This is a genomic window from Kangiella sp., assembly GCF_014762745.1.
Classification (GTDB): domain Bacteria; phylum Pseudomonadota; class Gammaproteobacteria; order Enterobacterales; family Kangiellaceae; genus Kangiella.
The window spans coordinates 1-26,990 of the sequence record NZ_JABURJ010000065.1 but is presented as its reverse complement, the minus strand read 5'-3'; the positions used below and the strand labels follow the sequence as shown (position 1 = coordinate 26,990).

Annotated in this window: 26 protein-coding genes; 14 read left to right on the top strand and 12 right to left on the bottom strand. The window is 46.1% G+C overall.

Annotation, left to right across the window (positions count from 1 at the left end; all coding sequences use genetic code 11):
* Positions 1-66 precede the first annotated feature (66 nt).
* The 3 genes from HUJ19_RS04895 (at position 67) to HUJ19_RS04885 (ending at position 2,903) form a co-directional block, all read left to right on the top strand.
* Positions 67-831 carry a 4-oxalocrotonate decarboxylase gene (locus tag HUJ19_RS04895; RefSeq protein WP_290622586.1) on the top strand — a complete coding sequence of 255 codons (765 nt, stop codon included), beginning with the start codon at positions 67-69 and terminating at the stop codon, positions 829-831.
* 35 nt (positions 832-866) lie between these two features.
* Complete coding sequence (locus HUJ19_RS04890; RefSeq protein WP_290622585.1) at positions 867-1,814, top strand: D-2-hydroxyacid dehydrogenase; 948 nt, start codon at positions 867-869, stop codon at positions 1,812-1,814.
* Positions 1,815-2,306: 492 nt separating this feature from the next.
* A complete protein-coding gene (locus HUJ19_RS04885) occupies positions 2,307-2,903 on the top strand; it encodes a PIN domain-containing protein (RefSeq protein ID WP_290622584.1) in 597 nt (198 codons plus the stop codon).
* Between the two features lie 513 nt (positions 2,904-3,416).
* Here HUJ19_RS04885 and HUJ19_RS04880 read toward each other — a convergent pair.
* The 5 genes from HUJ19_RS04880 to HUJ19_RS04860 all read right to left on the bottom strand — a co-directional run bounded on the left by HUJ19_RS04880 (position 3,417) and on the right by HUJ19_RS04860 (position 6,843).
* Positions 3,417-4,121 carry an HAD-IA family hydrolase gene (locus HUJ19_RS04880; protein ID WP_290622583.1) on the bottom strand — a complete coding sequence of 235 codons (705 nt, stop codon included), beginning with the start codon at positions 4,119-4,121 and terminating at the stop codon, positions 3,417-3,419.
* Positions 4,122-4,124: 3 nt separating this feature from the next.
* Positions 4,125-5,024: a tyrosine recombinase XerC gene (gene xerC / locus HUJ19_RS04875; RefSeq protein ID WP_290622582.1), complete on the bottom strand. Its 900-nt coding sequence runs from the start codon at positions 5,022-5,024 to the stop codon at positions 4,125-4,127.
* Between the two features lie 15 nt (positions 5,025-5,039).
* Positions 5,040-5,717 carry a DUF484 family protein gene (locus tag HUJ19_RS04870; protein WP_290622581.1) on the bottom strand — a complete coding sequence of 226 codons (678 nt, stop codon included), beginning with the start codon at positions 5,715-5,717 and terminating at the stop codon, positions 5,040-5,042.
* 71 nt (positions 5,718-5,788) lie between these two features.
* Complete coding sequence (dapF, locus tag HUJ19_RS04865; RefSeq protein WP_367273969.1) at positions 5,789-6,619, bottom strand: diaminopimelate epimerase; 831 nt, start codon at positions 6,617-6,619, stop codon at positions 5,789-5,791.
* Positions 6,616-6,843 carry a lipoprotein gene (locus tag HUJ19_RS04860; RefSeq protein ID WP_290622579.1) on the bottom strand — a complete coding sequence of 76 codons (228 nt, stop codon included), beginning with the start codon at positions 6,841-6,843 and terminating at the stop codon, positions 6,616-6,618. Before HUJ19_RS04860 ends, dapF begins: the two co-directional genes overlap by 4 nt.
* Positions 6,844-7,020: 177 nt before the next feature.
* Here HUJ19_RS04860 and cyaY point away from each other — a divergent pair, with 177 nt between their 5' ends.
* Entirely contained in the window at positions 7,021-7,338 is a 318-nt protein-coding gene (gene cyaY, locus HUJ19_RS04855) for an iron donor protein CyaY (protein WP_290622578.1), read from the top strand.
* Between the two features lie 15 nt (positions 7,339-7,353).
* Positions 7,354-8,022: a dienelactone hydrolase family protein gene (locus HUJ19_RS04850; RefSeq protein ID WP_290622577.1), complete on the top strand. Its 669-nt coding sequence runs from the start codon at positions 7,354-7,356 to the stop codon at positions 8,020-8,022.
* A 334-nt stretch (positions 8,023-8,356) separates the two neighbouring features.
* Here HUJ19_RS04850 and HUJ19_RS04845 read toward each other — a convergent pair whose 3' ends face one another.
* The gene (locus HUJ19_RS04845; RefSeq protein WP_290622576.1) at positions 8,357-10,015 is read right to left on the bottom strand and encodes a bifunctional diguanylate cyclase/phosphodiesterase; all 1,659 of its coding nucleotides are present in this window, start codon (positions 10,013-10,015) and stop codon (positions 8,357-8,359) included.
* Positions 10,016-10,217: 202 nt separating this feature from the next.
* Here HUJ19_RS04845 and HUJ19_RS04840 point away from each other — a divergent pair, with 202 nt between their 5' ends.
* The 6 genes from HUJ19_RS04840 to HUJ19_RS04815 all read left to right on the top strand — a co-directional run bounded on the left by HUJ19_RS04840 (position 10,218) and on the right by HUJ19_RS04815 (position 16,392).
* A complete protein-coding gene (locus HUJ19_RS04840) occupies positions 10,218-11,255 on the top strand; it encodes a sensor histidine kinase (RefSeq protein WP_290622575.1) in 1,038 nt (345 codons plus the stop codon).
* A gap of 5 nt (positions 11,256-11,260) precedes the next feature.
* Positions 11,261-11,965: a LytTR family DNA-binding domain-containing protein gene (locus HUJ19_RS04835; RefSeq protein ID WP_290622574.1), complete on the top strand. Its 705-nt coding sequence runs from the start codon at positions 11,261-11,263 to the stop codon at positions 11,963-11,965.
* Between the two features lie 90 nt (positions 11,966-12,055).
* Positions 12,056-12,991 carry a hydroxymethylbilane synthase gene (gene hemC, locus HUJ19_RS04830; RefSeq protein WP_290622573.1) on the top strand — a complete coding sequence of 312 codons (936 nt, stop codon included), beginning with the start codon at positions 12,056-12,058 and terminating at the stop codon, positions 12,989-12,991.
* Positions 12,992-13,006: 15 nt separating this feature from the next.
* Positions 13,007-13,759, top strand: coding sequence for a uroporphyrinogen-III synthase (locus HUJ19_RS04825; protein ID WP_290622572.1), 753 nt, complete (start codon positions 13,007-13,009; stop codon positions 13,757-13,759).
* Positions 13,760-13,828: 69 nt separating this feature from the next.
* Positions 13,829-15,169, top strand: a complete 1,341-nt coding sequence (locus HUJ19_RS04820) for a uroporphyrinogen-III C-methyltransferase (RefSeq protein WP_290622571.1) — start codon at positions 13,829-13,831, stop codon at positions 15,167-15,169.
* Positions 15,166-16,392 (top strand): heme biosynthesis HemY N-terminal domain-containing protein, encoded by a 1,227-nt coding sequence (locus HUJ19_RS04815; protein WP_290622570.1) that lies wholly within the window; start codon positions 15,166-15,168, stop codon positions 16,390-16,392. Before HUJ19_RS04820 ends, HUJ19_RS04815 begins: the two co-directional genes overlap by 4 nt.
* Positions 16,393-16,434: 42 nt before the next feature.
* On the opposite strand, the gene HUJ19_RS04810 is transcribed toward HUJ19_RS04815, so the two are convergent.
* From HUJ19_RS04810 to HUJ19_RS04800, 3 genes are all read right to left on the bottom strand, one after another.
* Positions 16,435-17,376, bottom strand: coding sequence for a hypothetical protein (locus HUJ19_RS04810; protein ID WP_290622569.1), 942 nt, complete (start codon positions 17,374-17,376; stop codon positions 16,435-16,437).
* Entirely contained in the window at positions 17,369-17,938 is a 570-nt protein-coding gene (locus HUJ19_RS04805; RefSeq protein ID WP_290622568.1) for a hypothetical protein, read from the bottom strand. The genes HUJ19_RS04810 and HUJ19_RS04805 overlap by 8 nt, the downstream gene beginning before the upstream one ends.
* Positions 17,939-18,122: 184 nt before the next feature.
* Entirely contained in the window at positions 18,123-18,326 is a 204-nt protein-coding gene (locus HUJ19_RS04800) for a YheV family putative zinc ribbon protein (protein WP_290622567.1), read from the bottom strand.
* Between the two features lie 67 nt (positions 18,327-18,393).
* Here HUJ19_RS04800 and HUJ19_RS04795 point away from each other — a divergent pair, with 67 nt between their 5' ends.
* Both HUJ19_RS04795 and aroE read left to right on the top strand, forming a co-directional pair.
* Positions 18,394-19,746, top strand: a complete 1,353-nt coding sequence (locus HUJ19_RS04795) for a Na+/H+ antiporter NhaC family protein (RefSeq protein WP_290622566.1) — start codon at positions 18,394-18,396, stop codon at positions 19,744-19,746.
* A gap of 9 nt (positions 19,747-19,755) precedes the next feature.
* Entirely contained in the window at positions 19,756-20,550 is a 795-nt protein-coding gene (gene aroE / locus HUJ19_RS04790; RefSeq protein WP_290622565.1) for a shikimate dehydrogenase, read from the top strand.
* A 19-nt stretch (positions 20,551-20,569) separates the two neighbouring features.
* Here the strand turns inward: aroE and HUJ19_RS04785 are convergent, their stop codons facing one another.
* Both HUJ19_RS04785 and katG read right to left on the bottom strand, forming a co-directional pair.
* On the bottom strand, positions 20,570-21,019 hold the full coding sequence (locus HUJ19_RS04785) for a c-type cytochrome (protein ID WP_290622564.1): 450 nt from the start codon (positions 21,017-21,019) through the stop codon (positions 20,570-20,572).
* Positions 21,020-21,193: 174 nt separating this feature from the next.
* Positions 21,194-23,425: a catalase/peroxidase HPI gene (gene katG, locus HUJ19_RS04780; protein ID WP_290622563.1), complete on the bottom strand. Its 2,232-nt coding sequence runs from the start codon at positions 23,423-23,425 to the stop codon at positions 21,194-21,196.
* 394 nt (positions 23,426-23,819) lie between these two features.
* On the opposite strand from katG, the gene HUJ19_RS04775 reads away from it, so the two are divergent.
* Positions 23,820-26,447 carry a DUF2339 domain-containing protein gene (locus HUJ19_RS04775; protein WP_290622562.1) on the top strand — a complete coding sequence of 876 codons (2,628 nt, stop codon included), beginning with the start codon at positions 23,820-23,822 and terminating at the stop codon, positions 26,445-26,447.
* Between the two features lie 58 nt (positions 26,448-26,505).
* Here the strand turns inward: HUJ19_RS04775 and HUJ19_RS04770 are convergent, their stop codons facing one another.
* A complete protein-coding gene (locus tag HUJ19_RS04770; RefSeq protein ID WP_290622561.1) occupies positions 26,506-26,904 on the bottom strand; it encodes an OsmC family protein in 399 nt (132 codons plus the stop codon).
* Positions 26,905-26,990 lie beyond the last annotated feature (86 nt).

Genomic DNA, 26,990 nt, shown 5'->3' with positions numbered 1-26,990 from the left:
TGGCATCCATTAGGGTATGCTTGCTTCTATTGAAAATAATCGGCCTATTGTAGGGAAAAAGCCACTATGAAAAAAGCACTGCTCGGTATTAGCATCGTTTTCTCGTCATTAGTTGTCGCATGCGTCTCCACTAATGCACCAGATAAGAATCCATCTGCTGACGATCTAGAGTCAGCCTACCAATTACAATATCAATTAGTTCAAGGAGTTGCCTTTCCTGTTATCGGCTACAAAGCCGGACTCACCAGCGAAGCAGGTCAAAAGAAATTTGATGTCAGTGAACCCATAGCCGGTGCACTATTTCAGCAAGGGCTCGCTTTCGATCGAAGTGCCTATCTGCTAAGCAATTACACTAACCTGATGTTGGAAACTGAAATCGGCTTTATCCTCAATCAAAACATCACCCAGCTGGTAACCGCCGAGCAGCTACCCGCCATGATCAAAAGTGTGGTACCTGTGATTGAATTGCCAGACCTACGCTTTGAAGACCCTGAGAATGTTTCCGGACATGGCCTGATTGTAAATAATGTGGGCTCTAATAGCGTGTTGGTAGGAAAACCTATTGATGTGAACACATTAGATATCAATCAAATCAGCACGGTTTTAACTCGCAATGGAAAAACCGTGATCGAAGGCAAAGCAACCGACGCCATGGGCGATCAATGGCAGGCGCTGGCCTGGTTGATCAATCGTAGCCTTAAAACCGGCTATCCGGTCAGCCAAGGCAACCTCTTGATCACCGGCGCATTAGGCCCCATGATTCCCGCTGAGCGTGGTCAATACGATGCCGATTTTGGCAAACTGGGAAAGCTGGCTTTCTCGATACGATAAATATACAACTTGAATTTCTAGACAGGAACGATTTTATGCGCGCAGTTTTTCTTGATGCCGATACCTTAGGGAACTGGCAAGATACCGAACAACAAAAAGCCAAAGTAGATTTGTCGTCGCTCGTGGAATGCTTCGACGAGTGCAAACTGTATGGCTTAACCAGCCCCGAGCAACGTCTTGAACACTGTCAGAATGCGGACGTCATCATTACCAACAAAGTCGTGATCGATCGCGAACTCATGGATCAGCTACCCAATTTGAAAGCCATCCAATTGGCCGCCACCGGCATGAATAATATCGATCTGGAAGCCGCTAAAGAAAAGAACATTCAGTGCTTTAACGTCGCCGACTATTCAACCTTTGCCGTGGCGCAGCTGACCATGCAATTCATACTCAATTTTGCCACCCGAGCCAGTGATCATTTTAACTTAACGCGCCAAGGTGCCTGGCAAGAAAGCCGCATGTTCACCCTGACCGATTTCCCAACCATGGAAGTGGCCGACAAAACTTTAGTTTTAATTGGCTACGGCAACATCGCACAAAAAGTCGAACAATTAGCCAAAGCATTTGGCATGCGCGTCATTATTGCCAACATCCCCGGCCGCCCCATGCGCGACAACCAGGTGCCATTACACACAGCACTACCACAAGCCAACTTCGTATCGATCCACTGCCCACTGACCAAAGAAACAACCGAGCTGGTCAACAAAGACTTCATCGATCTCATGAAAACCGGCAGCTTCATCATCAACACCGCCCGCGGCCCCATCATCAACGAACAACACCTGGCCGATGCACTCAAAAGTGGCAAACTCGCCGGCGCCGGCCTCGACGTACTCTCCGTCGAACCACCCAGCCCCGACAACCCACTGCTGCAAGACGACGTACCCAACACCTACATCACACCCCACATCGCATGGGCCAGCCACGAAGCAAAGATTCGATTAATAGAAGGTATGGCGGAGAATATCTCAAAACTTTAATAAGTTTTGTCATCCTGAACTAGATTCAGGATCTAATATCTTTTGTAGGGTGTGCCTTGGCACACCTATACTAATTACCATCGGGGAACTGGCATGCCTCGAACCTACTCCTTCTTCCAGTGACTTTATCTCTCCCTCAATTAGTCGTTTCGCCCCTCGGCGAGTCCCTTTTCTTTGCTTGTCCAAAGAAAAGGGACGAAAAGAAACGACACCCCGAGATTGAGGTTTCGCTTCGCTCTACTTCCTTCGTATCCGCCAAGCCACTTAACGCACCGTAAAATACGTTCCATCCCTGGCCCGAATTTTACTATTCAAAACGTCCTGTTTTGAATTGCTATGTCTTGTCTACTCCTCAGCTCAATCTAAGGGGATTATTAGAGCAAGCCTGAAAGTTTGATCCTAAATCGCAACTTGTAAAGCAAAACTAATGGTAATAAAGTCTTAAGAATCAATTGGTATAATAGTAAACAATAAAAAAAGGATGGAGTGAATGTGAACCTTTTTATAGACACTAACGTTTTTTTATCTTTTTTCCACCTTTCTAATGATGATCTAGAAGAGATTCATAAGTTAGCTGTTCTTATTGAGAAAGGTGATGTGACCCTATGGCTCACAGAGCAAGTAAAAGATGAATTTAAACGTAATAGAGAATCAAAAATATCAGAAGCACTAAAAAAACTAAAAGAACAAAAAACAAAACCCCAATTCCCGCAAATCTGCAAAGAGTATGATGAGTACCCGGAGATAAGAGAGCTACAGAAAGACTTTGATAAAAAAATTTCTTCCTTAATTCAAAAAGTTAATGAAGATGTTGTAAATAGAACACTTAAAGCTGATCAAAAGATTGATGAGCTTTTCGAACAGGCTCACCTTATTCCAACTACTGACGATCTTGTCAACAAAGCCAAATTAAGAATGGATGTTGGAAACCCACCCGGAAAAGATGGCTCACTAGGCGATGCTATAAATTGGGAGTGCTTGCTTTATTCAGTTACTAATAACGAAAAATTATATCTTGTCGCTGATGATAAAGATTATTATTCTGTTCTCGATAACACTAAACTTAAAGAATTTTTAAGTGATGAATGACGACAAAAGAAAAAAGAAGAAGCTCACTTTTATCGTCGACTATCTGAGTTTTTCAAAGAGCATTACCCTGATATAAAGCTTGCTAGCGAGCTTGAAAAAGAGCTTGCCATACGTGCGCTTGCTAGTAGCAGCAATTTCACCAATACACATAATGCTATTGCTAAGCTTGATCAATATGTAGAGTTTAATAAGTCTCAAGCAAATGAACTTGCTGAAATTTGCCTTTTAAACAGTCAAGTTGGTTGGATAATAGAAGACCAAGATGTTTACGAGTTCTATTTGAACCTTCTACTAAACCACGGCGAACTGTTGGAAAATGACACAAAAGAAAGACTTGCTGAAAAATTGGCAAGAGGTACGTTGCTCGACTAACAATCTGTAACCTCAGCAATTCCCTTTAGCCAGATGGAACGTATTCTACGGTACCCAAAGGGGCAGACCCTGCGTTAAGTGGCTTGGCGGATACGAATCGAGTTTCGCTTGCGAAACCATTAGTTGAGGAAAGAGATAAAGTCACTGGATGCCGCGGTCAAGCCGCGGCATGACAGAAAATAAACTAACCAACCACTCATACAACTTCCTAATATCTTTCACATGTATTTCTAGATGTTGGCAGTCGGCGGCGATGCTACTCTTAATATCGGTTTCATAGCTGTCGCCGATATGGAGAAGTTCTTGTGGTTCTATGTTTTTTATGTCACAAATTTTACGCAGCATTTCGGGTGATGGTTTGGCGCGGCCATGAATACCTGCAATGAAGTGATGTTCAAAATAATCCATTAAACCCAACGCATACAAATTGGAATTACCGTTGCTGGTGGCGAAAAGACTATATTTATTTTTGAGTGCGGATAACAGGTCGTAAGTAAGCTGTGGAATCTTTATTTGGCTACGACAACCATAGAAGATGGCGAAGGCTGGATTGATTAATCCCTTGTCGCCACCGGTTTGTTCGAGCATCTGATGAATCATTTCTTTGCGCAAGACGGTCATGTTATCGAGCTCTGGACGATCTTCTTCTAATAGTTTTTTTGATATCGCCTGCATGCCAGCCACATCAAATGTTTCACCAATAGGCGGATGTTCTTTTGCCAAAAACTCTAGTAAGTCCTGCTCACACTTTTCGATGACTCCCTGGTTATCCCATAAGGTATCATCCAGATCAAAGCTTATGACTTTCACTTTTGCCCAATCTATTTCTTTTATCTTTTCTGTCATTGCTTATTCTTTCTTTTTTCTGGCTCTTGGGTGTGCAGCATCGTAGGTTTTAGCTAGATGCTGAAAATCCAGGTGCGTATATATTTGCGTCGTTGATATGCTGGCGTGACCCAGTAATTCTTGTACTGCTCGCAGGTCGCTGGATGATTCTAAAACATGGGTTGCACAGGAATGGCGTAATTTATGTGGATGAAGTCTATCATTTAATCCAAGTTGTTTGCCCCAATGAGCCAGTCTTTGCTGAATGGCACGATTGGTTAGACGGTTTCCTTGCTGGCTGACAAAGAGTGCTTTTTCACTGGCACTCTTTACCAATTGATTTCTCTCTTTTACCCAACTGGCTAAAATTGTTTTAGCGCTATTTCCAAAGGGCACTTCTCGAATTTTATTGCCCTTACCCAATACCCGCAGCATTTGATCGGAAAAACTCAAATCATTGACGTCCATTCCACTTAACTCTGCCAATCGAATGCCTGAAGAATAGAGCAGCTCCATCATTGCCTTATCACGTATCTGCAATGGCTCATCTTCCGGCATTTGATCGAGAAAATGATTTAGGCTATCGACATCGATATTTTTAGGCAGACGTTTTGCTTTTTTTGGCCCACGCACACCAACAGCTGGATTAACTTTAATTTTCTTTTCGCTCAACAAGAACTCAAGAAAACGTCGCGAAGAGGATAGTAGTAAAGCGCAAGTAGAAGGCGATGCTCCTTGCCGATGTTGTTTGGCAATGAGCATTCGAATATCCTGGGTAGTGATTTGATGCCAGTTGTTGTAGCCGGCGTTTTGACAAAAGGCTAATAATTTTTCCAGCTGACGTCGGTAATTATTGACCGTGTGTTCTGAATAGCGCTTTTCATGCAGTAGCCTGTTCAGATAGCGTTGAATATCAGATTCCATGGTCAGCAGTTAAAGTTAACTCTCCTGTTGTGCCAAACAGGCTTCGGTTACGTCACCAATCAAGCGTAAAAATAATGTGCCCATGTCGGCAGTAAATAAATCAACATTTTTACTACCCAGCGCGATCACGCCGGTATGGCCATTCTCGCCAAGTGGTATCATTGAATAGGATTCGAGTTCATGATCACCACCAAACAATTGCGAAATACTTTCAGTGACGCGACCACAGACGGGATCATTTTGAATGAAGTGCTGGTCGGTCAATTGACGAATCATACCAATATCGCCGTAATTCACATGATGCAATGTTCCCGCATCATCACATAACCACAATTGAACATTGTCCAACTCAAAGTTATCACGTAAATGCTCGAGCAAACGATCAACCATTTCCTGTTTGGAGTGGGCTGAAATCATGGCAACGAATAATTCAGCACACTTATTCAACAGGTCGCCGTTACTGTGTGCATTGTCTATCAAGGTATTGAGCTGCGACTGTAACTTTTCGGCTTTGTGTCGCAAGCCTAGAATTTGACGCTCTACCAGAGATACTGAGCCGTACACTTTATGTTGTAATCTCAGTTTCTCTAACAGCTCCTGATGGTGCTCAAAAAACTCTGGATGCTGCGCCAAATATGCTGCAACTTCCTGTTCTTTTTTAACTCTATCTTCTGCTGAATTGCCTTCTGTCATTTTACTTCCCCGAAAAGTTATTCCCTTAATAGATTACTAAAACGATTTCCCAACTAATTCTATTGTTATTATTAAATTTCTACCTGTCCTTCAAAAACCACCTTTGCAGGACCGCTCATCAATACTGTTGATCCTTCACCTTGCCAGGTGATCCATAAACTACCACCAGGCAATGTTACTTTAACTTTTTCATCGGTCAGTCCTTGCAAGCGACTAACCACTACTGCAGCACAGGCTCCTGTACCGCAAGCTAATGTTTCACCAACGCCGCGCTCATAAACACGAAGCTTTATGTTCTGGCGATCGACGACTTCCATAAAACCAACATTGGCCTGCGCCGGAAAATAGTTGTGCTGGCTTAATATTGGACCCACCGTTTGTACTGGTGCCTTTTCCACATTATCAACTTTTAGCACACAATGTGGATTACCCATGGATACCGCACCGACTTTATAACTGATGCCACCAGCATCAATTGAGTACAGGGTTTGTTTTTCAGCAAATCGCAGCGGAATCTGTGCTGGCTCCAATCTTGGCTTACCCATGTCGATGGTAATCAGGCCATTGTCTTCCAACGTCGCCTGCATGGTCGCGGTATTAGTCGACAAACGCAGTTGCTTTTTCCAGGTCAGGCCTTTTTGCCGCACATATTTTGCCACCGCACGAGCACCATTTCCGCAATGCCCCGCTTCGCTGCCATCCGCATTAAAAATCCGGAAGTGAAAATCCGACTCCGGATGTTGCGGTGCTTCGACAATCAACAATTGGTCAAAGCCTATACCAAAGTTCCGATGGGCCAGATTCGCTATTTGACCCTGATTCAAATAAACCGGCTGCGAAATCGCATCCACCACCACAAAGTCGTTACCAAGACCCTGCATTTTACTGAATGGCATGATCATGGCTGCTCACCTTCTGACTGAACAGACTCCTGCTCAGCCTGTTGTTCAGTTTCCATGATAGGTCCGTCTTTCGGGTCTCGCTCGTCAGGTGCTTCCTTCTCAGGAGTAGCTTTTTCTACTTCCTCACTTTCAGGCAAGAATAAATCACCTTTTTGACCACAGCCAGACATTACCAGAGCCAACAACGACAGTGCTAATAACTGTCCAATTCGATTTTTACACATTGTGTGTCGAGTATTTTCATCAATTTGAGAATTAGCCCTATCTTCCTACAGCTTGCGGTTTCCTGCAAGTTCACATCGCTCTTAAAATCAGCCGCAATTCGCTATTTTAGCTTAACCCTAAGCTGGCAATCTGGCACAATGTGGCAGCATTAATCATTTAGATTATTAGGAATCGCTATGACTGAATCTGAATTCAATCAACAGGTTGATGACACCCTGATTGCCATTGAAGAAGCACTGGACGAGTTAGACCTTGATATCGACTACGAAACCAGCGGTGGAATTTTGACCATCACACTGGAAAATGGCAGCAAAGTCATCATCAATCGCCAGACTCCTGTTAAGCAATTATGGCTGGCAGCCAAAGATGGCGGCTACCATCTGGACTGGGTTGATGACCAATGGGTGACCGATAAAGATCAGGAGCCTCTGAACCAATTACTTTCACGCGTAATGACTCAGCAATCGGGCGAGTCAGTGACCATCACTTTATAACTATAAGCTTAAATTATGTCTGAACTACTTCCTTACGTTACCGTTGAACCGACTTCCGTTCACAAAGCCACCGTTATCTGGCTGCACGGTCTTGGCGCCGATGGTCATGACTTCGAGCCGATTGTGCCCGAGTTAAAGCTCCCTGCAGAACTTGGTGTTAAATTTGTCTTCCCCCATGCCCCGGTCATTCCGGTCACCATCAATGGCGGCTATCAGATGCGTGCCTGGTACGATATTCGTAACGCCGATCTGTCACAACGTGAAGACGAAGCCGGCGTCCGCCAATCTGCCGAGCAAGTTGAACAACTGATCAAACATGAAATTGAGCAAGGTATCCCAGCAGACAGAATTATCCTCGCAGGCTTCTCGCAAGGCGGCGCAGTGACTTTGCACCTGGCCACACGCCTTAATCAAAAGCTTGCCGGAATCGTCGCCCTATCAACCTATCTGACCATTCCAGACAAACTGGCTGACGAAAAGTCCGACGCCAATCTCGATACAACCATCTTCATGGCCCACGGCCAACAAGATCCCGTCGTACCGATGCAGCGCGGCCAATTCAGCGCCAAAGTGCTTGAAGAGAATGGCTTTAAAGTCCAGTGGAGCGATTACCCTATGCCACATGCGGTATGTTTAGAAGAAATACAGGCATTGGGAAGGTATATAGAAGAGGTTTTGGGGTAGTTGGTGATTATTTTTTAGTTCTGTTGATTCAGAAGTGTTTGAACCTTGTTCTCATCCCTTAACATAGTTTTTCGCCCCTCGGCGAGTCCCTTTTCTTTACTTGTCTAAAGAAAAGGGACGAAAAGAAAAGACACCCCGTGATTGAGGTCTCACTGCGCGAGACTACTTTCGTATTCACCAAGCCACTTTACGCACCACAAAATACGTTCCATCCTTGGCCCGAATTTTGTTATTCAAAACTTCCTGTTTTGAATTGCTATGACTTGATTCATACTCAACTCAATCAAAAGGGGTTTATTGGTGCTAACATGCAACTTGGTCATTATCTAAAAACCTACCCATATACACCATGTCGCTGCATATACCAGTCGGTGAACTCTCTGACTGGCAGTGGTTTTGATATGTAATATCCCTGCACCATATTACAGCCGATATGACGCAGGTAGTCATACACTTCTCGGCTTTCGACGCCTTCGGCGATGGTTTCGATGCCCATTTTTTTAGCAAGAGTAACCGCAGCGTCGATAATATGGGCTGCGCCTTTGTCATTTGGCAGGCGGCGAACAAAGGATTGGTCTATTTTGATTAGGGACGCTGGCAGTCGATGCAGGTATTGCAGCGACGAATAGCCGGTTCCGAAGTCGTCAATCGAGATGGTCATTTTCGCTCCAGCCAGGCGAACCAGCTCATCAATGGTTTTTTCCATATCGACCATCAATGAACCTTCCGTGACTTCGAGCTCCAGACATTCCCCGCTGAGCTGATACTTTTCGAGCAATGATAAAACCAGATCGGTAAAGTGTGGATGTAGCAGGTTGCGAGTTGAGATATTGACCGCGATTGGTATTTCAATGCCCTGCTTCTTCCAGTGTTTGATTTGGCTTAGCGCCTGCTCCAGTGCAAATTCGGTGACTAATTGAATCAGGGTACTTTGTTCAGCCCGAGGAATAAACAAGCCCGGCGGGATCATGCCGCGTTCGGGGTGCTCCCAGCGCATCAATGCTTCTACGCTACAAATATTGCCATTGCTCAGGTCTATTTTTGGCTGATAATGCAAACTGATTTGGCCATTATTCAGTGCATTTTTCAGCTCCCCAAGAATCACCAGGTTTTCTTCGGTTTTACTGACAATCTCAGGACTGAAAGCAGTTACATCCTGATCGCGCTCCTGCGCCAGCGCCAAAGCGGCTTCTGCACGTTGCAGATAAACATGGGGATCTTTTTTGATTTTGTTCAGCGCGTCATAACCCATGCGTGCTTCAATGTGGATTGGAATTTCATTGAACAACACAGGCTCCTGCACTGCCTCACTTAACTGTTCCAGTACTTTTTGATTATGTTCTTCGCTACCCATTAATACTAAAGCCAACTGAGCAGTGTCGGTATGATAGGCCACCTGCCCCCCGTTGCATTCCTGCAATCTTTCAGCCAACTGCTTGGTGGTCTGGTCAATGACATCAAAGCCAAAAGCTGACTTTAATTCCAGAGTGTTTTCTATTGAGACCAGTACCAGATAAATCGAGCTGTCACTTTTGCGTTTATCGCGCAAGCCTTTTAGCTCGTCAAACAAGGCGCTGCGATTGGGCAGCTCGGTCGCATCGTTATGCCGCGATAACCACTTGAGATGACGCATATAATAGGCAACACCATCACTGACCGCGCCACTGAAAGCGCCAATCAATGCAAAAAAGCCGGTACGATAGAGCCAGTTGGCAGTTTGCTGCATTTCGCCGGTCTCGACATTGATGGGCATGAATGGCCCCAACACAAAACCAGCAAACAGCCCCATTAAAATTCCACCTTTAAGCCCAAAAATAAAACCGGCCAGCAGAATAGGGATGTACATTGAGTGGGAATAAACGTATTTGATGCCGCCAGTGGCATAGACCAGCGCATAAACCAGACCAGCGAGAACCACCAGTCCGGGAATGATATAGGCCTGGATAGTTTTCTTGTGTCGTCCTATCCAGTCGAATACTTGTATTGCTTCCATGTCGACTCCTTCAACTAAGCCTGCGAGCAGGCCAAGGCTCGGCTCAACTGCCGATGGTTCTATCCTAAAACTTAGCTTGAGTAGCCGCAAGTGACATTTGCTGAAATTTTATACAAGGATTTAGCTGCGGTAATTTGCCGGATAAGTTTTATTTTTACACTAACTTATGGATTTTCCTGTACTTTTGCGCGACTATTAGCGCATGAAGCCAAATAAACAAGCCATCAGCTCTCTCAACCCTCTGCCTGATTTCTGTCAGGCGGCCACTGTTTATTTGATTGTGATTGCCAGCGTTCTGTTGGCCCTGTTGCTCAGTTTTGCCACATCCAATTGGCAACAGCAATTCTGGATCCACCTCAGTTTATATTCTCTGTTCATTCTTTGGACCTCTTTGACAAGCCTTGGCATTCTTTGTCTGCTCAGGCGTTATATTCTGCTGAAACTGCCGAACGTCAACTTACAACTTTTTTCAGCCTTGGCCATTGGTGTCATTTTACTGGTCACTTTAAGTTATAGCCTATTGATCAGCTTCTATTTAAGTGAACAGCCATCATTATGGTTTTTACTGCGCAATCTCTTTATCGCGCTGATTGTCAGCGGTATTTTCTTCCGCTATTTCTATCTACGTGAAGAAGGTCTGCGTCGTATTCGCTCTGAGGCTGAGGCACGAATCCAGGCTCTGCAATCGCGTATTCGTCCGCACTTTCTATTTAACAGCCTCAACACACTGGCCAATCTTGCGATTGTCGATCCTGTGAAAACCGAGCACATGATTCTCGACATGGCGGACATTTTCCGCGCCAGCATGCAACGCTCCGATGTGCTGATTCCGTTCAGCGAAGAAAAACATCTTTGCACCCAGTACCTGAATCTTGAGAAACAACGCCTTGGCGACAAGTTGCGTTTTGAGTGGCAGACCGAAACCATCGATTCCAACTTGTTAGTGCCGCCGCTGCTGCTGCAACCGATTATTGAAAATGCGGTGTATCATGGTATTCAGGCACGCTCAGAGGGCGGCTCAATTATTATTAAAGGGATAAGCTATCAAAAGCATATCCAGCTTGAAGTGATTAACCCATTGCCGGAAAGTGACGCAAAAAATCACAAGGGCAACTCGCTGGCCTTGAGCAATATTCAACAAAGACTGGATGTTCTATTTGGCAATAAGGCATCGGTTAATTATCATCAGGCCAATGGCCGTTTTTATTGCACCCTGACCATTCCAAAACGCTTAAACTGAAAATTATGATTTCTGTATTGATAGTTGATGATGAACAGCCAGCACGCCAGCGCCTCAAGCGATTGCTGGATTCCCATCCGCAGCTGACCGTTGTTGGCGAAGCTGAGAATGGCCAGCAGGCGCTGGAACTTATCGCACAGCAACAGCCTGATCTGGTGTTTCTTGATATTTCAATGCCTGTCATGAACGGCATGCAGGTTGCCAAACAACTTAATCGGACCAGCCACCAGCCCTATATCATCTTCACCACCGCCTATGACGAATATGCGCTACAGGCTTTTGATGTGGATGCGCAGGATTACCTGCTCAAACCCATTCGGCAGGAACGTCTGAATAAAGCGCTACAAAAGCTACCGCAAACGCAGACCACCCAAAATCAACGCTTTTTAACCATTCGCGAACGCGACTCGGTCAGGCGCGTGGCCATTGATCAGATTCTGTTCCTCCATTCCGATCAAAAATATACCGAAGTACATACGCTTAAAGAAATGTTGCTGACCAGCGACAGTCTTAAAGAGCTGGAGCAACGCTTTACCCATGACTTTATTCGTATCCATCGCTCCACTCTGGTCAATCGCCAACATCTGGTCGGCGTGGAGCAGGATGATAACTACTGTCTGGCGCTGATTGAGCACAGCAAGCATAAACCTGAAATCAGCCGTCGCCATCAGCCTGATGTACGTCAATTTTTGACCGCAAATTCTGCCTAAAATAGGCAGATAAGTCTTTAACTATGCTAAGATCCGCGATTATATCTGAACGCTGCAAGCATCTAACCGTTAAGAGTTAACAATTCCATTATGAGTATCTCAACCCTGCGCATCGCCACCCGCCAAAGCCCCTTAGCCATGTGGCAAGCTGAGTACGTTCAATCCCGCTTACAACAACTGCACCCTGATCTGACTGTCGAACTGGTGCCCATGACTACACAGGGCGACAAGATTCTAGGAACGCCACTGACCAAGATCGGCGGCAAAGGCTTGTTCGTAAAAGAACTGGAGCAGGCGATGCTCGAGGGTCGTGCCGATATCGCGGTGCACTCGATGAAGGACGTGCCTTACCAATTTCCGGAAGGGTTAGAACTCAAGGTGATTTGCGAACGCGAAGATCCAACCGATGCCTTCGTTTCCAACAAATACCATAATCTGGATGATTTGCCCTGTGGTGCCAATGTCGGCACCTCAAGCTTGCGTCGTAAAATTCAATTATTGAAAGCTCGCCCTGATCTCAAGATCACTGACCTGCGCGGCAACGTTGGTACCCGTTTATCCAAACTGGATGACGGCAACTATGATGCCATCGTGCTGGCTTCCGCTGGCCTTAAGCGCTTAGGTCTGGAAGAACGCATTCGCAGCCAGTTCGAGCCAGAACTGATGCTACCCGCACCGGGCCAGGGCGCTGTGGGCATCGAAGCACGCACCAATGACCCTGAGCTGGACGCCATTCTCAAACCCTTGCAGGATGACACCACCAGCCTGCGCGTGCTTGCCGAGCGCACCATTACCAAAACCTTGCAGGCCAGCTGTCAGGTGCCGGTAGCCGCTTTTGCCACTATCGACAATGACACCCTGTCGTTGCGCGCTTTGGTCGGTGGCCTTGACCAGCAAATTATCGAAGCCAGCGCCGAAGGCCCAGCGCAAGATGCATTGGCGATTGGTCAAAAGGTATCGCAGGAATTGCTTGAGCTTGGCGCGCGTGAACTGATTCAAGAGCTGGCAGCTACTGCTGAGCACTAGAGAGCACCCCGATCTATGGCTAACTCGCCAACCGTTATTGTTACTCGCCCTTCTCCAATGGGCGAGAGCCTATGCCAGGAACTCAATGAACATGGTTATCGAGCCATTCATTGCCCGCTGATCCGTTTTACCGCTAATACCGATCACTCGCCTGAACAGCAATTAGCCTTATTGAAACAGCACAAGCTGTGGATTTTCGTCAGTAAGCAGGCGGTGGATTTTGCATTAAAACATCTCAGCCAAGAGCAGCTCGATCAGTTTCTTGGCCACACCCTGATTGCCGTCGGCAAAGCCACCCAAAAAGCATTACAACCTTATGGCCTGTCAGCTTTGGTTCCGAAAACACCGGACAGCGAAGGCATTCTGACATTAATCAATCAATTCTCATTGCCCGCCGATTATCCGATCCTTCTGATTCGCGGTGATAAAGGACGCGGCCTGCTGGAACAGGAACTGAGTGGTCCTTATCAGCTTGGCGTTTTGCCGGTCTATCACCGCATTGAATTAACCGCAACTCTGCCTCCAGCCGTACAACAGGCAAGCGCAGCCAAACCTATTGGCTGGGTCGTCACCAGTGGCCAAATTCTCGAACTGAGCGATAAAATGCTATCAACTGCCGGGATTAAACCCGAACAGGTTGCTATTATCGGTGGTAGCGCGCGAATTAGTGATTTGGCTCGACAAAAGGGCTATACAAATTGTTATACTGCAAAAGACGCATCTAACGCTGAAATCATTCGCGCCTGTTCCGAGTGGCAAAAGCCCTGACTCAGAATTCGCGCAATTCAGCCGGTAATGTTTTATTCCTGATAACGAATAACTAACGAGAGAGAACCTATGAGCAAAAAGGATAAGGACGCAAAAGATACGGTTAAGCAAGAGACCACGCCTGCCAGCCAGGACGACAACAAAGCGACCTCAAGCAATGACTCTAAGGCTGGTAGCTCTGCCAAGTCAGATAAAAGCTCCAGTGATTCTCCATCAACAACCACTCAAAACAAAAAGGCTACTAGCTCAGGCGCTCACTCTGATGCTCACTCTGGCAAAAAAACACCACCAGCTAATGCTTCGACTGCCAAAAAATCATTGCCCATCAAGTGGATTATCATCGTTATTATTCTGGCGATTATTGGTGCAGGCGGCTATTACGGCTGGACTCTTTGGAACAATTATCAGACGGCGCAAAACAAAGCCAGTACGCTTGATCAACTCAATCAGCAGGTGCAGCAGCAACAAAATGTTATCAACAGTTTAGAAAGTGATAGCAGGCAGCAGGCCAATGAGCTGTCGCAGGTCAACCATCAACTTTCTCTACAGCTTGAACAGCTACAAAAAGAATTAAGAGAAACCCAACAGAAAATCACTTCCACCGACGAACAACAGAATCAATGGATGCTGGCCGAAGCCGAATATCTGATCCGTCAGGCTTCCTACAAGCTGCAATATACCGACAATGCTAAAACCATCGTTGCTTTACTACAGGCCGCTGACCGTCAGGTGTTAGCCATGAACGACTCCAGCCTGCAATCTTTGCGTCAGGCGATTAGCAATGACATTAATGCCGTGCGTGCCAGCGGCGCACTGGATATCGAAGGCGTTATCATCAAGTTGCAAAGCCTAAAACCCTTGGTGGAAGAGCTTGAGTTAGCTACGGTGCAATTGCCCGATGGCGAAGAAGCTGAAACAGCCGAAGCTACTGATGTCACCATCGAAGAAGAAACGTCTGGCTGGCAACGCTTTAAAGACTCTTTCAGTTCCGCGCTGAGCCAGTACTACACAGTGCATCGCTACGACGAATCGATGAAGCCTTTTATCTCACCACAGCACGATGCCCTGCTGCGCCAAAACATTCTGTTAAATTTACAGACCGCGCAACTGGCTGCCATTCAACACAATGATGCCATGTACCAAAGCGCGCTTAGCGAAATTGAAGACTGGGTTAGCCAATATTTCAAAAGCGAACCGGCAACCACTACCGCATTCATGCAGCAGCTGGATGAGTTAGTGCAGATGAGCGTGGCGCTAAACTTGCCGCAACAATTGGAATCATTGCGTGTGATTGAGCAGATGACCGGTCGACAAACTTCACGCTCTATGCCACAGAGTGAACCAGAGTCAATACAGGAAGCACCTGCTCAAGAAACAGCGCCAGCAACCTCCGAGGAGGCAGCGCAATGAAATTAAAATGGTATTTATTATTTGGCCTGTTTGGTGGTCTGATTATTGGCCCGCTGATCAGCAAAATCCCCGGCTCTACCTACATCCTGCTGGATAAAACAGCCATTGAATTTAAAAACAATGTTGCGCTCGGCCTACTTGTTTTGGGGCTGGTTTTATTATGGTTGGTCTGGTTATTGATTCGTTATTTATTGCGTACCAGCAACCTGACTCTCAACTGGTTCGGTGACCGCAACCTGCGTAAAGCTCGACAAAATACCATCGACGGTATGATCGCTCTGGCCGAAGGCCACTGGAAAACAGCTGAAAAATTATTAATCAACGGCGCCAAAATTCGTAACACAAAATTGGTCAACTATTTGGCTGCTGCCCGCGCTGCACAAGAACAGGGCAATGATAAAGCACGCGATCACTATTTGCATATTGCTGCTAAGACACAACCTGATGCCCAGGTCGCAATTGGCCTGACCCAGGCGCAATTGCAAATGCAGCACAGACAATACGAACAGGCACTTGCTACGCTAAGCCACCTACGAGACATATCGCCGCATCATCCTTATGTTCTAAAACTACTCTATCAGTTATATGCCCGCTTGAGTGACTGGCAACACGTCATCAACATCCTGCCAAAGCTACGCAAAAACCGTGTTTTTGATGGCGATAAACTGAATGCGATTGAAGTTATGGCATGGAATCATAAGCTGCAAAAAGAGGCTGAAACCGCCAACTTCGACAAACTCTCAGGGTTCTGGAATGGTATTCCTACACATGTTAGGAAATCGCCAGAGTTGGAACTCACTTACGGCAAGGCTCTGGCGCAACTGGAACAGGATCAAGAACTCGAAGTACTGGTTAAAGATGCCATTAAACATCATTGGCAAGACCAACTGGTGCAACTGTTTGGCAACATCGAAACACCACAGCCGGATAAAACATTGGCCTACGCCGAAGGCTGGCTGAAACAAAAACCACATAACGCCGTGCTCCTAAACACCCTCGGAAAGTTAGCTCTTAAAGCACAGCTCTGGGGTAAAGCCAAAAACTACTTCGAACAAAGCCTCGCCATCATTCCATCCGCCGAAGCCCACTACTACCTCGCCCAGGCCTACAACCAACTCGGCCACCCAATCCAGGCACAGGAAGAATATCAAAAAGGCTTGGCTAACGAAGTAAAACCAAGACGGGAATACGACTTGATAGGCGACTTAACAGAAAAGGGTTAATAACTTGTCATACCGCGGCTTGACCGCGGTATCCAGTGACTTTTATTGAGTTTCACCTAAACGAAGAAACTCAATTAAACGCATCACATCTTTTGATGGCCTGTTAAGTGGAGCAACTGTTTTTACAGACACCTTTACCAAGCACTTTTTGCCAATTACTGATTCTGTAGCTTTTAAAAACTGTTCAACAGCTTCTTTTGTAGCAGAACCATAAATTAAGTTCTGTTTTTTATCCCGAAGTTCGAACTTTTTATGCTCTGGCAAAAACCCTACAAGGGTACCCTCAATCTCAATAGTTTTTTCATCAATTGAGGTAGCTTCTGTCCGGACCCTAGCTCGATGCACTGCCGCAACATCCAGCGTGAAATCTAAATCATTTTCCACTACCCGAATCGTTGCTTTGTTTTTGTCTAAATTTGCGAATAAATCTTTTAAGGCTATTAAAGTTCTGGAATCTAGATCATCCAATAATGATTCAAAAATAGCGTCATCTTGAGCCGCTGTATCCCTTAGTATAAAGGCCGCTTTATCAATAACATGTGACATCTGTGATGCTTCCAGCTCACTTTGTTCACTCATTTCGTCTAGAACAAATCCAAAAGAGCCTCTTGCAAGACCTGTCACCATCAACTCAGAGTTTCCTTTAAGTGGTACCTTTCCTCTTTCACCAAGTTCACCAACTTCGCTGGTAGCAAAAACCTTTGCGATTAGGTTCTGAAATTGTTCAAGCGCTAGTCCAGCAAATTCCGCCGCAATTCCTTTCGAACCTAACACTGGCTGCCCACCAAAGAATAAAGCTATACTGGCACTGTTATCAATAATATTCTTTTCTCTTAAGGCTTCTAGTTTTTTTGTCAATTCATTGAGACGATGCTCCAGCTGCATTTCACCAACTATATCACCTGCCTGATGAGCGCTTTGCAAAAGTTCATTAACGGTTGTGATTTCAGAAGATAAGCTATCTATGTTTAACTTTTTAGGCATCAGCTATCTCCTTCTCTAGAAGTTTCAATGCTTCACTATCAGAACACTGAATAGGGATCTCTATCATACCCTTCCATAGATATGAGTCTCTTTGATGAGAGAATAACCCAAACCAATATCTAGTATGACTTACGATGTGTGCTGGATTTGTATTAAGATCTACAAAATATGCATCACAAAGATACTTATTTTTAGACAGATCAGGAAGGAAAAGTTCTTTGTTATTATTAACCAAATTCCTCCATTCCTTTGTATCTGCTGTTGGTCGTTCAGCAAAAGTGACTAAATCTAAATCTGCTGGTGGTCTACCTCTATTTTGCTCTACATCTTCCACAAAGCTACCGTCAAACCATTGAAAACCGTTCGTTATTCCAATCTCTCTTAATTTTTGTCGGTACTCCAGAAGACCTTTTAAAATTATTCTTCTTTCAGAAGTAAAAGCAAAACGGTTGATAAAATCAGTTATTGTTGAGCGATAAGGTGCCATAGATGCAGGAACTGTTGGTCCCTGCTCTGGAATAAATGGAGGTAAAACCCCTGACTGATTTAGTTTTGGAATCAATTTCTAAGCTTCCTTTTTATAACATTTCATTCTATTAGTCCTTACGTAAGACTCTATTATTAATATCTTTTTTTTACAAGCTCTGTTTTGGATTCCCGCTTTCGCGGGAATGACATGTCGGTAAGATCACCACGTTCGATACTCAAAGCGCCACTCAACACACTCAGAATTTCTATTTATACCCCTATAACTCTTTAACCTTAATAATCTGCGGTTTTGATTTATCTTCTGGTTCTTCGTCGTGGCCAATTTTTTCATGAAAGCCGCATTCAGTGCATTCGCGGACGAAGATGTCGTCTTCGTAATAGCAGACGGTGGTGTCCATGACCTGACACTTAGGGCAGACAGCGCCGGCGACGAAGCGTTTGGGGCTGGTTTTCTCTTGCATTGAATTTACCTGATGATTGCTATATGGTGCTTTGACGGAAAACTCGAATAACAAAACCATTACCTTTATGTCCTGGTTAAGCATCCTACCACCCATTGTAGCGATTTTAATCGCTGTCTGGAAACGTCAAGTCATCATCGCTCTGTTGATGGCCATTTTCACTGCTGAGCTGATTCTAGTCGGCGGTAATCCTATCCATGCTTTTACCGATACCGTTGACCGTTTGGTTAATGTGTTTTCGAGCGCCTACAACACACGGATTTTGATGTTCAGTCTGTTAATCGGTGCTTTGATTCAGTTGATTAAGATTTCTGGTGGGGTGTCGGCGCTGGTCAACTGGCTGACGCGCAAAGAGTATGTTCATAACCAGCGACGGGCAGGTATGTTGCCGACCATTCTGGGCAGCAGCATCTTTATTGATACCAATATGAGTGTGTTAACCGCTGGGCTTTCCTCGCAGGCGTTATTCGATAAATTCAAGATGAGCCGTGCGCGTCTGGCTTATATTATCGATTCTACCTGTGCGCCGATTAGTGTGTTGATTCTGCTTAATGGCTGGGGCGCGGCGATTTTGGGTCATGTTGAGAAAACCGGCGTTGCCAATCCCACTGGTGTGCTGGTGACCAGCATTGGTTTGAACTTCTACGCCATTGTGACTCTGCTCATCGCTTTTTATACCGTCTATACTGGAAAAGTTTACGGCCCTATGAAAGCGGAAGAGTCAAAGGCTTTGGAAGTACCGAGCGAGCCTTTACCGCCTGCCACCAAGAAACGCTACATGCTATGGCCCTTGTCCTTTATGGTCATCAGTATTCTGGTGTTTATGTATATCACTGGCGATGGCGATTTGCGTCAGGGCTCGGGCTCCGAATCCGTTTTATGGTCAGTAATCCTGTCGACGCTATTGATTTTCGGTTTGCTTCGCTTTGATGCCAAACGCAAAACCAAAGAACTGATGGAGGAGTCTTTTAAGGGACTTGGCCATTTATTGCCACTGGTGACTTTAGTGCTGCTGGCTTTTGCATTGTCTGATTCCATGACGGATTTAAAAACCGGTGAGTTTGTGGCAGGCGCTGTGGGTGAGTTCCTGCCGCTATGGATTATCCCTGCGCTGATTTTTGTGTTGGCTGGATTTATTTCATTCACCACTGGAACCTCATGGGGCACCTTTGGCATCTTAATTCCGATTGCCATTCCGCTGGCGGTGGCACTTGGTATTTCGCCTGCGCTGGTATTGGCCGCAGTTCTTGGCGGCAGTGTTTTCGGTGATCATGCTTCGCCGATTTCCGATACCACCGTGATTTCGTCGTTGGCTGCCGGTTGCGACCTTCTGGATCACGTTAAAACCCAGTTGCCTTACGCTATGTTCGCCGGCGGTATCAGTATTGTGCTGTATATTATTTTTGGTTTAATCGGTTAGAGTTTTTGTATGAGTAATATTATTGATCCTAATCGTCCATTACGCCTTGGCGTGGTCGGCAACCCAATTTCGCACAGCATGTCACCGCAACTGCATCAGCAGTTTGCCCAGCAATTGGCTATCAATATTCAGTACGGAAAAATCTGTCCAACTGCTAAAGGTTTTAAGCGTGTACTTAATGACTTTTTCCAAAGCGGCGGCTATGGCCTTAATGTTACCGCACCATTCAAACAGCAAGCATTAGAATATGCCACCATCGTTACTCAGCGCGCCGAAGATTCGCAAAGCGTTAATACGTTAGTGAAGACCAAAGAAGGTATCTTAGGCGACAGTACCGATGGCATTGGTTTTGTTAAAGACCTGCATCACAAGCAACTCGACTTTAATAATAAGCGTGCAGTCTTGTTAGGCGCTGGCGGTGTGGCTCGTTGCATCGCTCAGGCTTTGTTGCTCGATGGTTTTGAAGTCTATTTAATCAATCGCACACAAAGTAAAGCACAGACCATGGCCGATGCGTTACAACATCTCGGGCATATTCAACTTTATACCAATGATATTGCAGTAGACCTGGTGGTTAACTCTGTCAGTTTTAATGCAGAGCAGTTTTTATCACAGATTAGCTTCGATAAAAACGCTGTCGCGTATGACTTAAACTATGGTGCAAAGGCTGAGAATTTTTTAGCTGCCGCCAAGAATTACACTCAACAACAGTTTGATGGGTTGGGCATGTTGATTGAGCAAGGTGCAGAAGCCTTTGGATTATGGACAGGCAAGTACCCGGACACAAGTTTAATTACTCTTTAATTACTCTGTATACACTCTATTACTCTGGTTCTTTCATAAAGGCAATCATGGCTTTACGCACGTCTTCGTCGGGCACACCTTTAAAGGTCATACACATACCTGGCAGCAATGATTCAGGTTTTGCCAACCAGCTATCCATCACTTCTTCAGTCCACACAAAGTCAGCTTCTTTTAATGCTTTGGAATAATCATAGCCTTCCACCGCTCCAGCTTGCCTACCGATAATACCTTCCAGATGCGGGCCAAAGCTGGAGCCTGCTTCGGCACTCATTTCATGGCAACCGCCACAGCGGAAACGAAAATATTTTGCCCCTTGAGTTATCAATTCTTTCGAGACAGAACTAGTCGCAACTGATTGGGCGCTCTGTTGTTTTTTTGATTCTTCCTGTGTTTGGTTGGCTGATAAGGTGCAGCCTGACAACACTGTGAAGAACGTTAATATCAGTATACCTTTTTTATATTCTGTCATAATTCTAGTGCTATTACCCAGTCCATTATTACCACTTACTAACCAAATATGTCATTCCCGCGAAGGCGGGAATAACAAACTTTAAACATTTGGTTTATATTCTTTTCCTGCACAACCAAAAAGAAACCACCCGCAGGTGGTTTCTTATCTTACCGTTAAATTACAGTTAAGTAATTATTTTAGATCAAATCGATCATTAGTCATTACTTTACTCCAGGCGGCAACGAAGTCGTTTACAAATTTCTCTTTCGAGTCACTTTGTGCATAAACTTCTGCTACAGCGCGAAGCTCTGAATTTGAACCGAAGATCAGGTCAACTGGAGTGGCTGTCCACTTCACTTTGCCTGTTTTACGATCCTTACCCTCGTATAAACCTTCTGTACCTTTTGCTTTTGACCACTTGGTGTCCATGCTTAGCAGGTTCACAAAGAAGTCATTGGTCAAGGCACCTGGTTTATCAGTGAAGACACCATGCTTAACACCGCCGGTGTTAGCACCCAGTGCACGCATACCACCAACCAATACCGTCATTTCTGGCACAGTCAGGCCTAAGGTATCGGCTTTATCGACCATCATCTGTGCTGGCGATAAACGGTTACCTTCACCAAAGTAGTTGCGGAATGCATCAGCTTTTGGTTCAAGGTACTGGAACGAATCCACTTCGGTCATTTCTGCTGTGGCGTCAGTGCGACCAGGTTGGAACGGAACAGTGACATCATAGCCGGCGTCTTTCGCTGCTTTCTCAATCGCTGCCGCACCACCCAATACGATGACATCAGCTAACGATACTTTCTTGCCGCTCTTCAAGCTTTTGTTAAAACTCTTCTGCACCGACTCAAGTTTCTTCAGTACTTTCGCTAACTCTTTTGGATCATTCACTGGCCAGTCTTTTTGCGGCGCAAGACGTAAGCGCGCACCATTTGCACCACCGCGCATATCAGTGTTACGGAAGGTTGCCGCTGAAGCCCAGGCCGTTCTGACCAGCTCCTGTACCGTTAGGCCTGAGTCAAGAATCTTTTCTTTAAGATCTGCGATATCGTCTTCATCGATCAAGGTGTAATCGACCGCTGGCACCGGGTCTTGCCAAATCAAATCTTCTTTTGGTACTTCGCTACCAAGATAGCGTGCTTTAGGGCCCATATCGCGATGCGTCAATTTGAACCAGGCTTTGGCAAATGCCAACTCGAACTCTTCTGGATTCTCATGGAAACGCTTCGAAATTTTGCGATACTCTGGGTCAAACTTGAGCGATAAGTCTGTGGTAAACATGATTGGTGCATGGCGCTTACCTTCAACGTGTGCATCAGGAACCAGGTTTGCCGCCTGACCGTCTTTTGGGATCCACTGAACAGCACCGGCTGGACTACGAGTTTGCTCCCACTCAAAGCCAAACAGGTTATCAAAGTATTGGGTTGTCCAGGCAATTGGGTTCACCGACCAGGCACCTTCCAGGCCACTGGTAATCGTGTCTTCGGCATTACCTTTACCGCATTTATTTTCCCAGCCAAGCCCCTGATTTTCGATAGGCGCGCCCGCTGGGTCAGGCCCCAGGCAATCGCCTGGCTTGTGTGCGCCGTGCGCTTTACCGAAGGTGTGACCGCCAGCGATAAGTGCCACTGTTTCTTCATCATTCATCGCCATGCGACCAAAGGTATCACGAATATCTTTAGCGGCTAATAATGGATCAGGGTTGCCGTTAGGGCCTTCAGGATTTACATAAATCAAACCCATCTGCACTGCAGCTAGTGGGTTATCCAATTTGCGATCACCTTTGTAGCGTTTGTCAGCCAGCCACTCTTTTTCAGGACCCCAATAGACGATATCAGGCTCCCATTGGTCGACGCGACCACCGGCAAAGCCGAAGGTTTTAAAGCCCATTGACTCAAGAGCTACATTACCAGTTAATACCATCAAATCAGCCCAGGAAAGGCTGCGACCATATTTTTGTTTCACTGGCCATAATAAACGACGTGCTTTATCCAGGCTGACGTTATCTGGCCAACTGTTGAGCGGCTCGAAACGTTGCTGGCCACCGCCAGCACCACCACGCCCATCTTGCACACGGTAAGTACCAGCGCCGTGCCATGCCATACGGATGAAGAATGGACCATAATGACCATAGTCCGCTGGCCACCATTCCTGATCCGAGGTCATCAGGGCTTCGATATCTTTTTTAACTTGGTCCAGATCTAGTTTGCTGAATGCTTCGGCATAGTCAAAGTCATCGCCGTAAGGATCGGATTCAGGACTATGCTGACGAAGGGGTTCAAGGTCCAGTTTGTTAGGCCACCAATACTCGTTAGCCATGGACCCTGTTTCATCTGCTGCAACTGCGTGAGTAGATGCCATTCCTAAAGACACCGCCACTGCCAATGCAGAGATTAGAGGGATTGATTTTTTTAACATTTTACGACTCCTTCTGTATAAGAAAATACAAGGTTCCATATGAATATACTCCCACCATGGAGTCGCTTACATTTTTAATGAACTATGAGATAGATAGATTTTGCTAATCAAAAGTCAGATTTGCATAGAGATAGAAAACCTAACTTTCTTGCTGGCTACCCCTAGCCATACCAAGTTACACCTTGGTGAGAATATACCCTTACTAAAACTAGGGTAATCCTCTCCACCTACGAATTCAATCTTATATTCGTAAAAACTAATACTGGCGCACGCTTATGCTTTATTGAGCCCGTTTGTTTGCTTGCTCAGCGAACTTGGTATATTTTGCCAATAGATAAATTCTAATGATCACAATTGCAGGGAATTAGGGGATTAGACTATGGAGTCGCTCATCATGATAATAATATTACTCTTGTTGGTGGCGTTTATTGGCGGAATACTGGGGTTTATTTCTTACTTTCGCATTAATAAACTCAACGAAGAGCACCAGCGGCTAGCCCACGAGCTATCTAAACTCAAGGCGGTCAGAGTCGAGCAGCCGCAGCCTACCAATGCTCCTGAAACTAGAACCGCGACAACCGAGCCACAGCCACCACAACCGAGCAAACCCTCCCAGGTTAAAGCTCCGACTCCAACCCGTCCTTCTAACTCATCGCGCCCCTCATCTCCTGCAACAGCAACCACTCCAATTTCAAGCCCTGGCTGGTTCGATAACTTTCTCGACAACTTGGTCGATAACTGGATGATCTGGCTTGGTGGTATCTGCGTCGGACTGGCGGGCATTTTTCTGGTTAAATACAGTATCAGTGCCGGCTTATTAGGCCCTAAAACACAAATTACCCTAGCGATCGTTATTGGTCTGGCCCTACACTCTGTTGCCGAATGGCTACGTCGTCGCAATGGTAAAAGTGACCCTGTTTTTGCCTCCCTGGCCGGCGGTGCCAGCATAACCCTCTACGCGGCTTTGCTTGCTGCCTTGCACATTTATCAGCTTATGCAACCTGGTTGGGTTTTCGTGTTGCTTGCAGTGGTTTCACTAATGACTATGGGATTAGCATTGCTGCATGGGCCGGTGCTTGCCATCATGGGCTTGATCGGTGCCTACATTGTGCCGATTCTGGTTAACACCAATAGCGGCAATATGACAGCGGCTCTGATTTATACCCTGATTATCACTGGCTCGGCGTTATTGCTGATCCGCTATGTTTATCGAGAATGGCTGTGGTGGAGTCTGGTTGCCGGCTCAATGGGCTGGTGGCTTATTTCATTATCAACACATCAGGCTGACTCATTCCATGGCGTCTATTTAGCCTTGCTGGCGTGGGGAATACTGGCGATTCCCTATTTTGACTGGCTTTTATCACATCGCAAGCCGCAGAGTACATCCGAGGTGGACACCCACAAGTTCAGCATTGTTAACCAGCCTGTTTCCATGCATCAGCTGGTATTACTGCTGATCACGATTGCCTGGGGTATATCCATGTACCGACAGAGTCACGCCGCCATCTCCTATTCACTGTCCGTACCCCTCATTGTGGTTGCCTTTTTTGCCAGCAGAGGGCGTCTATCGCTATCCCTGCTCCCCTGGCTCTTATTGATTATCCAATGGCTGGTCTGGTTTGCGATAGGCTTTGATGCTGTTGTGGCCAGCAATGGATACCGATTCCAGGTATTGCCGGACGGCCTTAAGGATCAGTTCATCGTCTTCGCCAGTATCATGACGCTAATTTATTCAGGTTTAGCGGCCTGGCAATGGCAGAGTCGCGGCTTCAGTCACAGCCGAGTGTCAATGGCTCTCATCGCCCCTCTGGCCTGGGTTTCATTGGCCTACCTGCATGTTCATGGTCAAGCACCATCCATTCTATGGAGCGCATTCACCTTGTTGCTGGGATTGATTTATGCGCTGGTTGCTGGTCTGCGGCTGCAAAAAAGCAAACAGGACGACGTCGCCTTATGGTTAACCCTGTCTGCGCACTTTGCCTACTCATTGGCCGCCGTTTTGCTATTCCGCGAAGCATTGCTATCACTGGCATTGGCAGCACAACTGCTATCCTTAAGCTGGCTCATTAAGCGCTATCATTACCCATGGCTGGAGCTTCTTACCAAGGCGGTGTTATCACTGGTCGTCATTCGCCTGACTTTGAATCCCTGGTTAGCCGACTACCCTACCGATGTTCACTGGTCGCTTTATACCTATGGCGGGTCAACATTGTTTGCGTTTTTGTCCAGCCGACTCTGTGCTCCAGACAGCCCTCTCAAGCGATGGCTGGAAGCGGCAACGCTCCATTTATTGGTGCTAACTTTTGCCACCGAGCTTCGCTACTGGCTATATGATGGTGAGATCTTCATACAGGAATACGGCTTTGTTGAGGCTTCTATCCACACCTCGCTATGGTCTGCTTTGGCGCTTATCTATTACCATCGCGCCCAATTAAGCAATGTGCTGACGAGCTTCTATCGGGTCTGTTCGAACATACTGCTGATCATGGCGTTGACCAGTTACGCCTTTCTAGTTTTTATCAAAAATCCGTGGTGGAGTGGTGAAACCGTATCCAGCCTACCAATCTTTAATCTACTGTTGCTGGCCTACGGTGCACCGGTAATCTGGGCCTTCTTCATCGCCCGCCTGCACAATCCAGACTTTAAAAGATTGGCTTCGATCCTGGCCGGCATTGCTCTGCTTCTGTTCGTTACACTGGAAATCCGACAATTGTGGCAAGGCAGCTCATTGGCCTTGAGTCGCTCAACCAGCGATGGCGAAATTTACAGCTACTCCATAGTCTGGTTATTGATGTCGATCCCAGCCGTTCTGCTCGGCGCTCATTGGAATCACAAGGATCTCTATCGAGCCGGTATGGGTTTACTGGCGGTTGTTATTGGAAAAATATTTCTGATTGATATGGCGGGACTGGATGGCCTGTGGCGCGTAGCCTCCTTTATGGGGCTTGGTCTTTCGTTGCTGGCTCTTGCCTGGCTGCACCAAAGAGTCGCCAAGCAACCAGCAGATAAACTCAACTCATAACCGATTGCGCAGTAGCCACAAACTCATGAAGCTACTGCGCACTTCTTGCTAAGACGCTTTATACAGGAACAATATCAAATGAGGTCTTAATCGGCATATTGCGATCCAATGAATGCATCACTGAACAGTACTTTTCAACTGACAGGTCAATCGCCTTCTGTACATGCTTAGGCGACAAGTCTTTGCCATTGACCACAAAATGGAATTTGATATCGGTAAAACGACGCGGCGGCTCATCAGCACGATCCGCTTCAATTTCACAATGGCAACCAGTAATGTTCTGACGCGCTTTCTCCAGAATCATGACCACATCTATCGAGGCGCAGGCACCGGCAGACATCAATAAATTCTCCATTGGCGAGACATAATCGCCTTCTCCGCCAAACATGACGCGCTGACGTTTGCTGTTCTTTCCGACGAAATTCAGGCCGCCGACCCAGTCTAAGCTTACTTTCATGGTGTTTTGTGACTCAGTTGTATAATTCAGGGGCTATATAGTGCCACAACAAATTTGATTTTGAAGGGGTACATGACTAAGATTTC

What these genes read in the sequence shown, in the direction of transcription:
- HUJ19_RS04895 (WP_290622586.1), top strand. Translation starts at nt 67, where the DNA reads ATGAAAAAAGCACTGCTCGGTATTAGCATCGTTTTCTCGTCATTAGTT.
- HUJ19_RS04890 (WP_290622585.1), top strand. Translation starts at nt 867, where the DNA reads ATGCGCGCAGTTTTTCTTGATGCCGATACCTTAGGGAACTGGCAAGAT.
- HUJ19_RS04880 (WP_290622583.1), bottom strand. Translation starts at nt 4,121, where the DNA reads ATGACAGAAAAGATAAAAGAAATAGATTGGGCAAAAGTGAAAGTCATA.
- xerC (WP_290622582.1), bottom strand. Translation starts at nt 5,024, where the DNA reads ATGGAATCTGATATTCAACGCTATCTGAACAGGCTACTGCATGAAAAG.
- HUJ19_RS04870 (WP_290622581.1), bottom strand. Translation starts at nt 5,717, where the DNA reads ATGACAGAAGGCAATTCAGCAGAAGATAGAGTTAAAAAAGAACAGGAA.
- dapF (WP_367273969.1), bottom strand. Translation starts at nt 6,619, where the DNA reads ATGATCATGCCATTCAGTAAAATGCAGGGTCTTGGTAACGACTTTGTG.
- HUJ19_RS04860 (WP_290622579.1), bottom strand. Translation starts at nt 6,843, where the DNA reads ATGTGTAAAAATCGAATTGGACAGTTATTAGCACTGTCGTTGTTGGCT.
- cyaY (WP_290622578.1), top strand. Translation starts at nt 7,021, where the DNA reads ATGACTGAATCTGAATTCAATCAACAGGTTGATGACACCCTGATTGCC.
- HUJ19_RS04850 (WP_290622577.1), top strand. Translation starts at nt 7,354, where the DNA reads ATGTCTGAACTACTTCCTTACGTTACCGTTGAACCGACTTCCGTTCAC.
- HUJ19_RS04845 (WP_290622576.1), bottom strand. Translation starts at nt 10,015, where the DNA reads ATGGAAGCAATACAAGTATTCGACTGGATAGGACGACACAAGAAAACT.
- HUJ19_RS04840 (WP_290622575.1), top strand. Translation starts at nt 10,218, where the DNA reads ATGAAGCCAAATAAACAAGCCATCAGCTCTCTCAACCCTCTGCCTGAT.
- HUJ19_RS04835 (WP_290622574.1), top strand. Translation starts at nt 11,261, where the DNA reads ATGATTTCTGTATTGATAGTTGATGATGAACAGCCAGCACGCCAGCGC.
- hemC (WP_290622573.1), top strand. Translation starts at nt 12,056, where the DNA reads ATGAGTATCTCAACCCTGCGCATCGCCACCCGCCAAAGCCCCTTAGCC.
- HUJ19_RS04825 (WP_290622572.1), top strand. Translation starts at nt 13,007, where the DNA reads ATGGCTAACTCGCCAACCGTTATTGTTACTCGCCCTTCTCCAATGGGC.
- HUJ19_RS04820 (WP_290622571.1), top strand. Translation starts at nt 13,829, where the DNA reads ATGAGCAAAAAGGATAAGGACGCAAAAGATACGGTTAAGCAAGAGACC.
- HUJ19_RS04815 (WP_290622570.1), top strand. Translation starts at nt 15,166, where the DNA reads ATGAAATTAAAATGGTATTTATTATTTGGCCTGTTTGGTGGTCTGATT.
- HUJ19_RS04810 (WP_290622569.1), bottom strand. Translation starts at nt 17,376, where the DNA reads ATGCCTAAAAAGTTAAACATAGATAGCTTATCTTCTGAAATCACAACC.
- HUJ19_RS04800 (WP_290622567.1), bottom strand. Translation starts at nt 18,326, where the DNA reads ATGCAAGAGAAAACCAGCCCCAAACGCTTCGTCGCCGGCGCTGTCTGC.
- HUJ19_RS04795 (WP_290622566.1), top strand. Translation starts at nt 18,394, where the DNA reads ATGTCCTGGTTAAGCATCCTACCACCCATTGTAGCGATTTTAATCGCT.
- aroE (WP_290622565.1), top strand. Translation starts at nt 19,756, where the DNA reads ATGAGTAATATTATTGATCCTAATCGTCCATTACGCCTTGGCGTGGTC.
- HUJ19_RS04785 (WP_290622564.1), bottom strand. Translation starts at nt 21,019, where the DNA reads ATGACAGAATATAAAAAAGGTATACTGATATTAACGTTCTTCACAGTG.
- katG (WP_290622563.1), bottom strand. Translation starts at nt 23,425, where the DNA reads ATGTTAAAAAAATCAATCCCTCTAATCTCTGCATTGGCAGTGGCGGTG.
- HUJ19_RS04775 (WP_290622562.1), top strand. Translation starts at nt 23,820, where the DNA reads ATGATAATAATATTACTCTTGTTGGTGGCGTTTATTGGCGGAATACTG.
- HUJ19_RS04770 (WP_290622561.1), bottom strand. Translation starts at nt 26,904, where the DNA reads ATGAAAGTAAGCTTAGACTGGGTCGGCGGCCTGAATTTCGTCGGAAAG.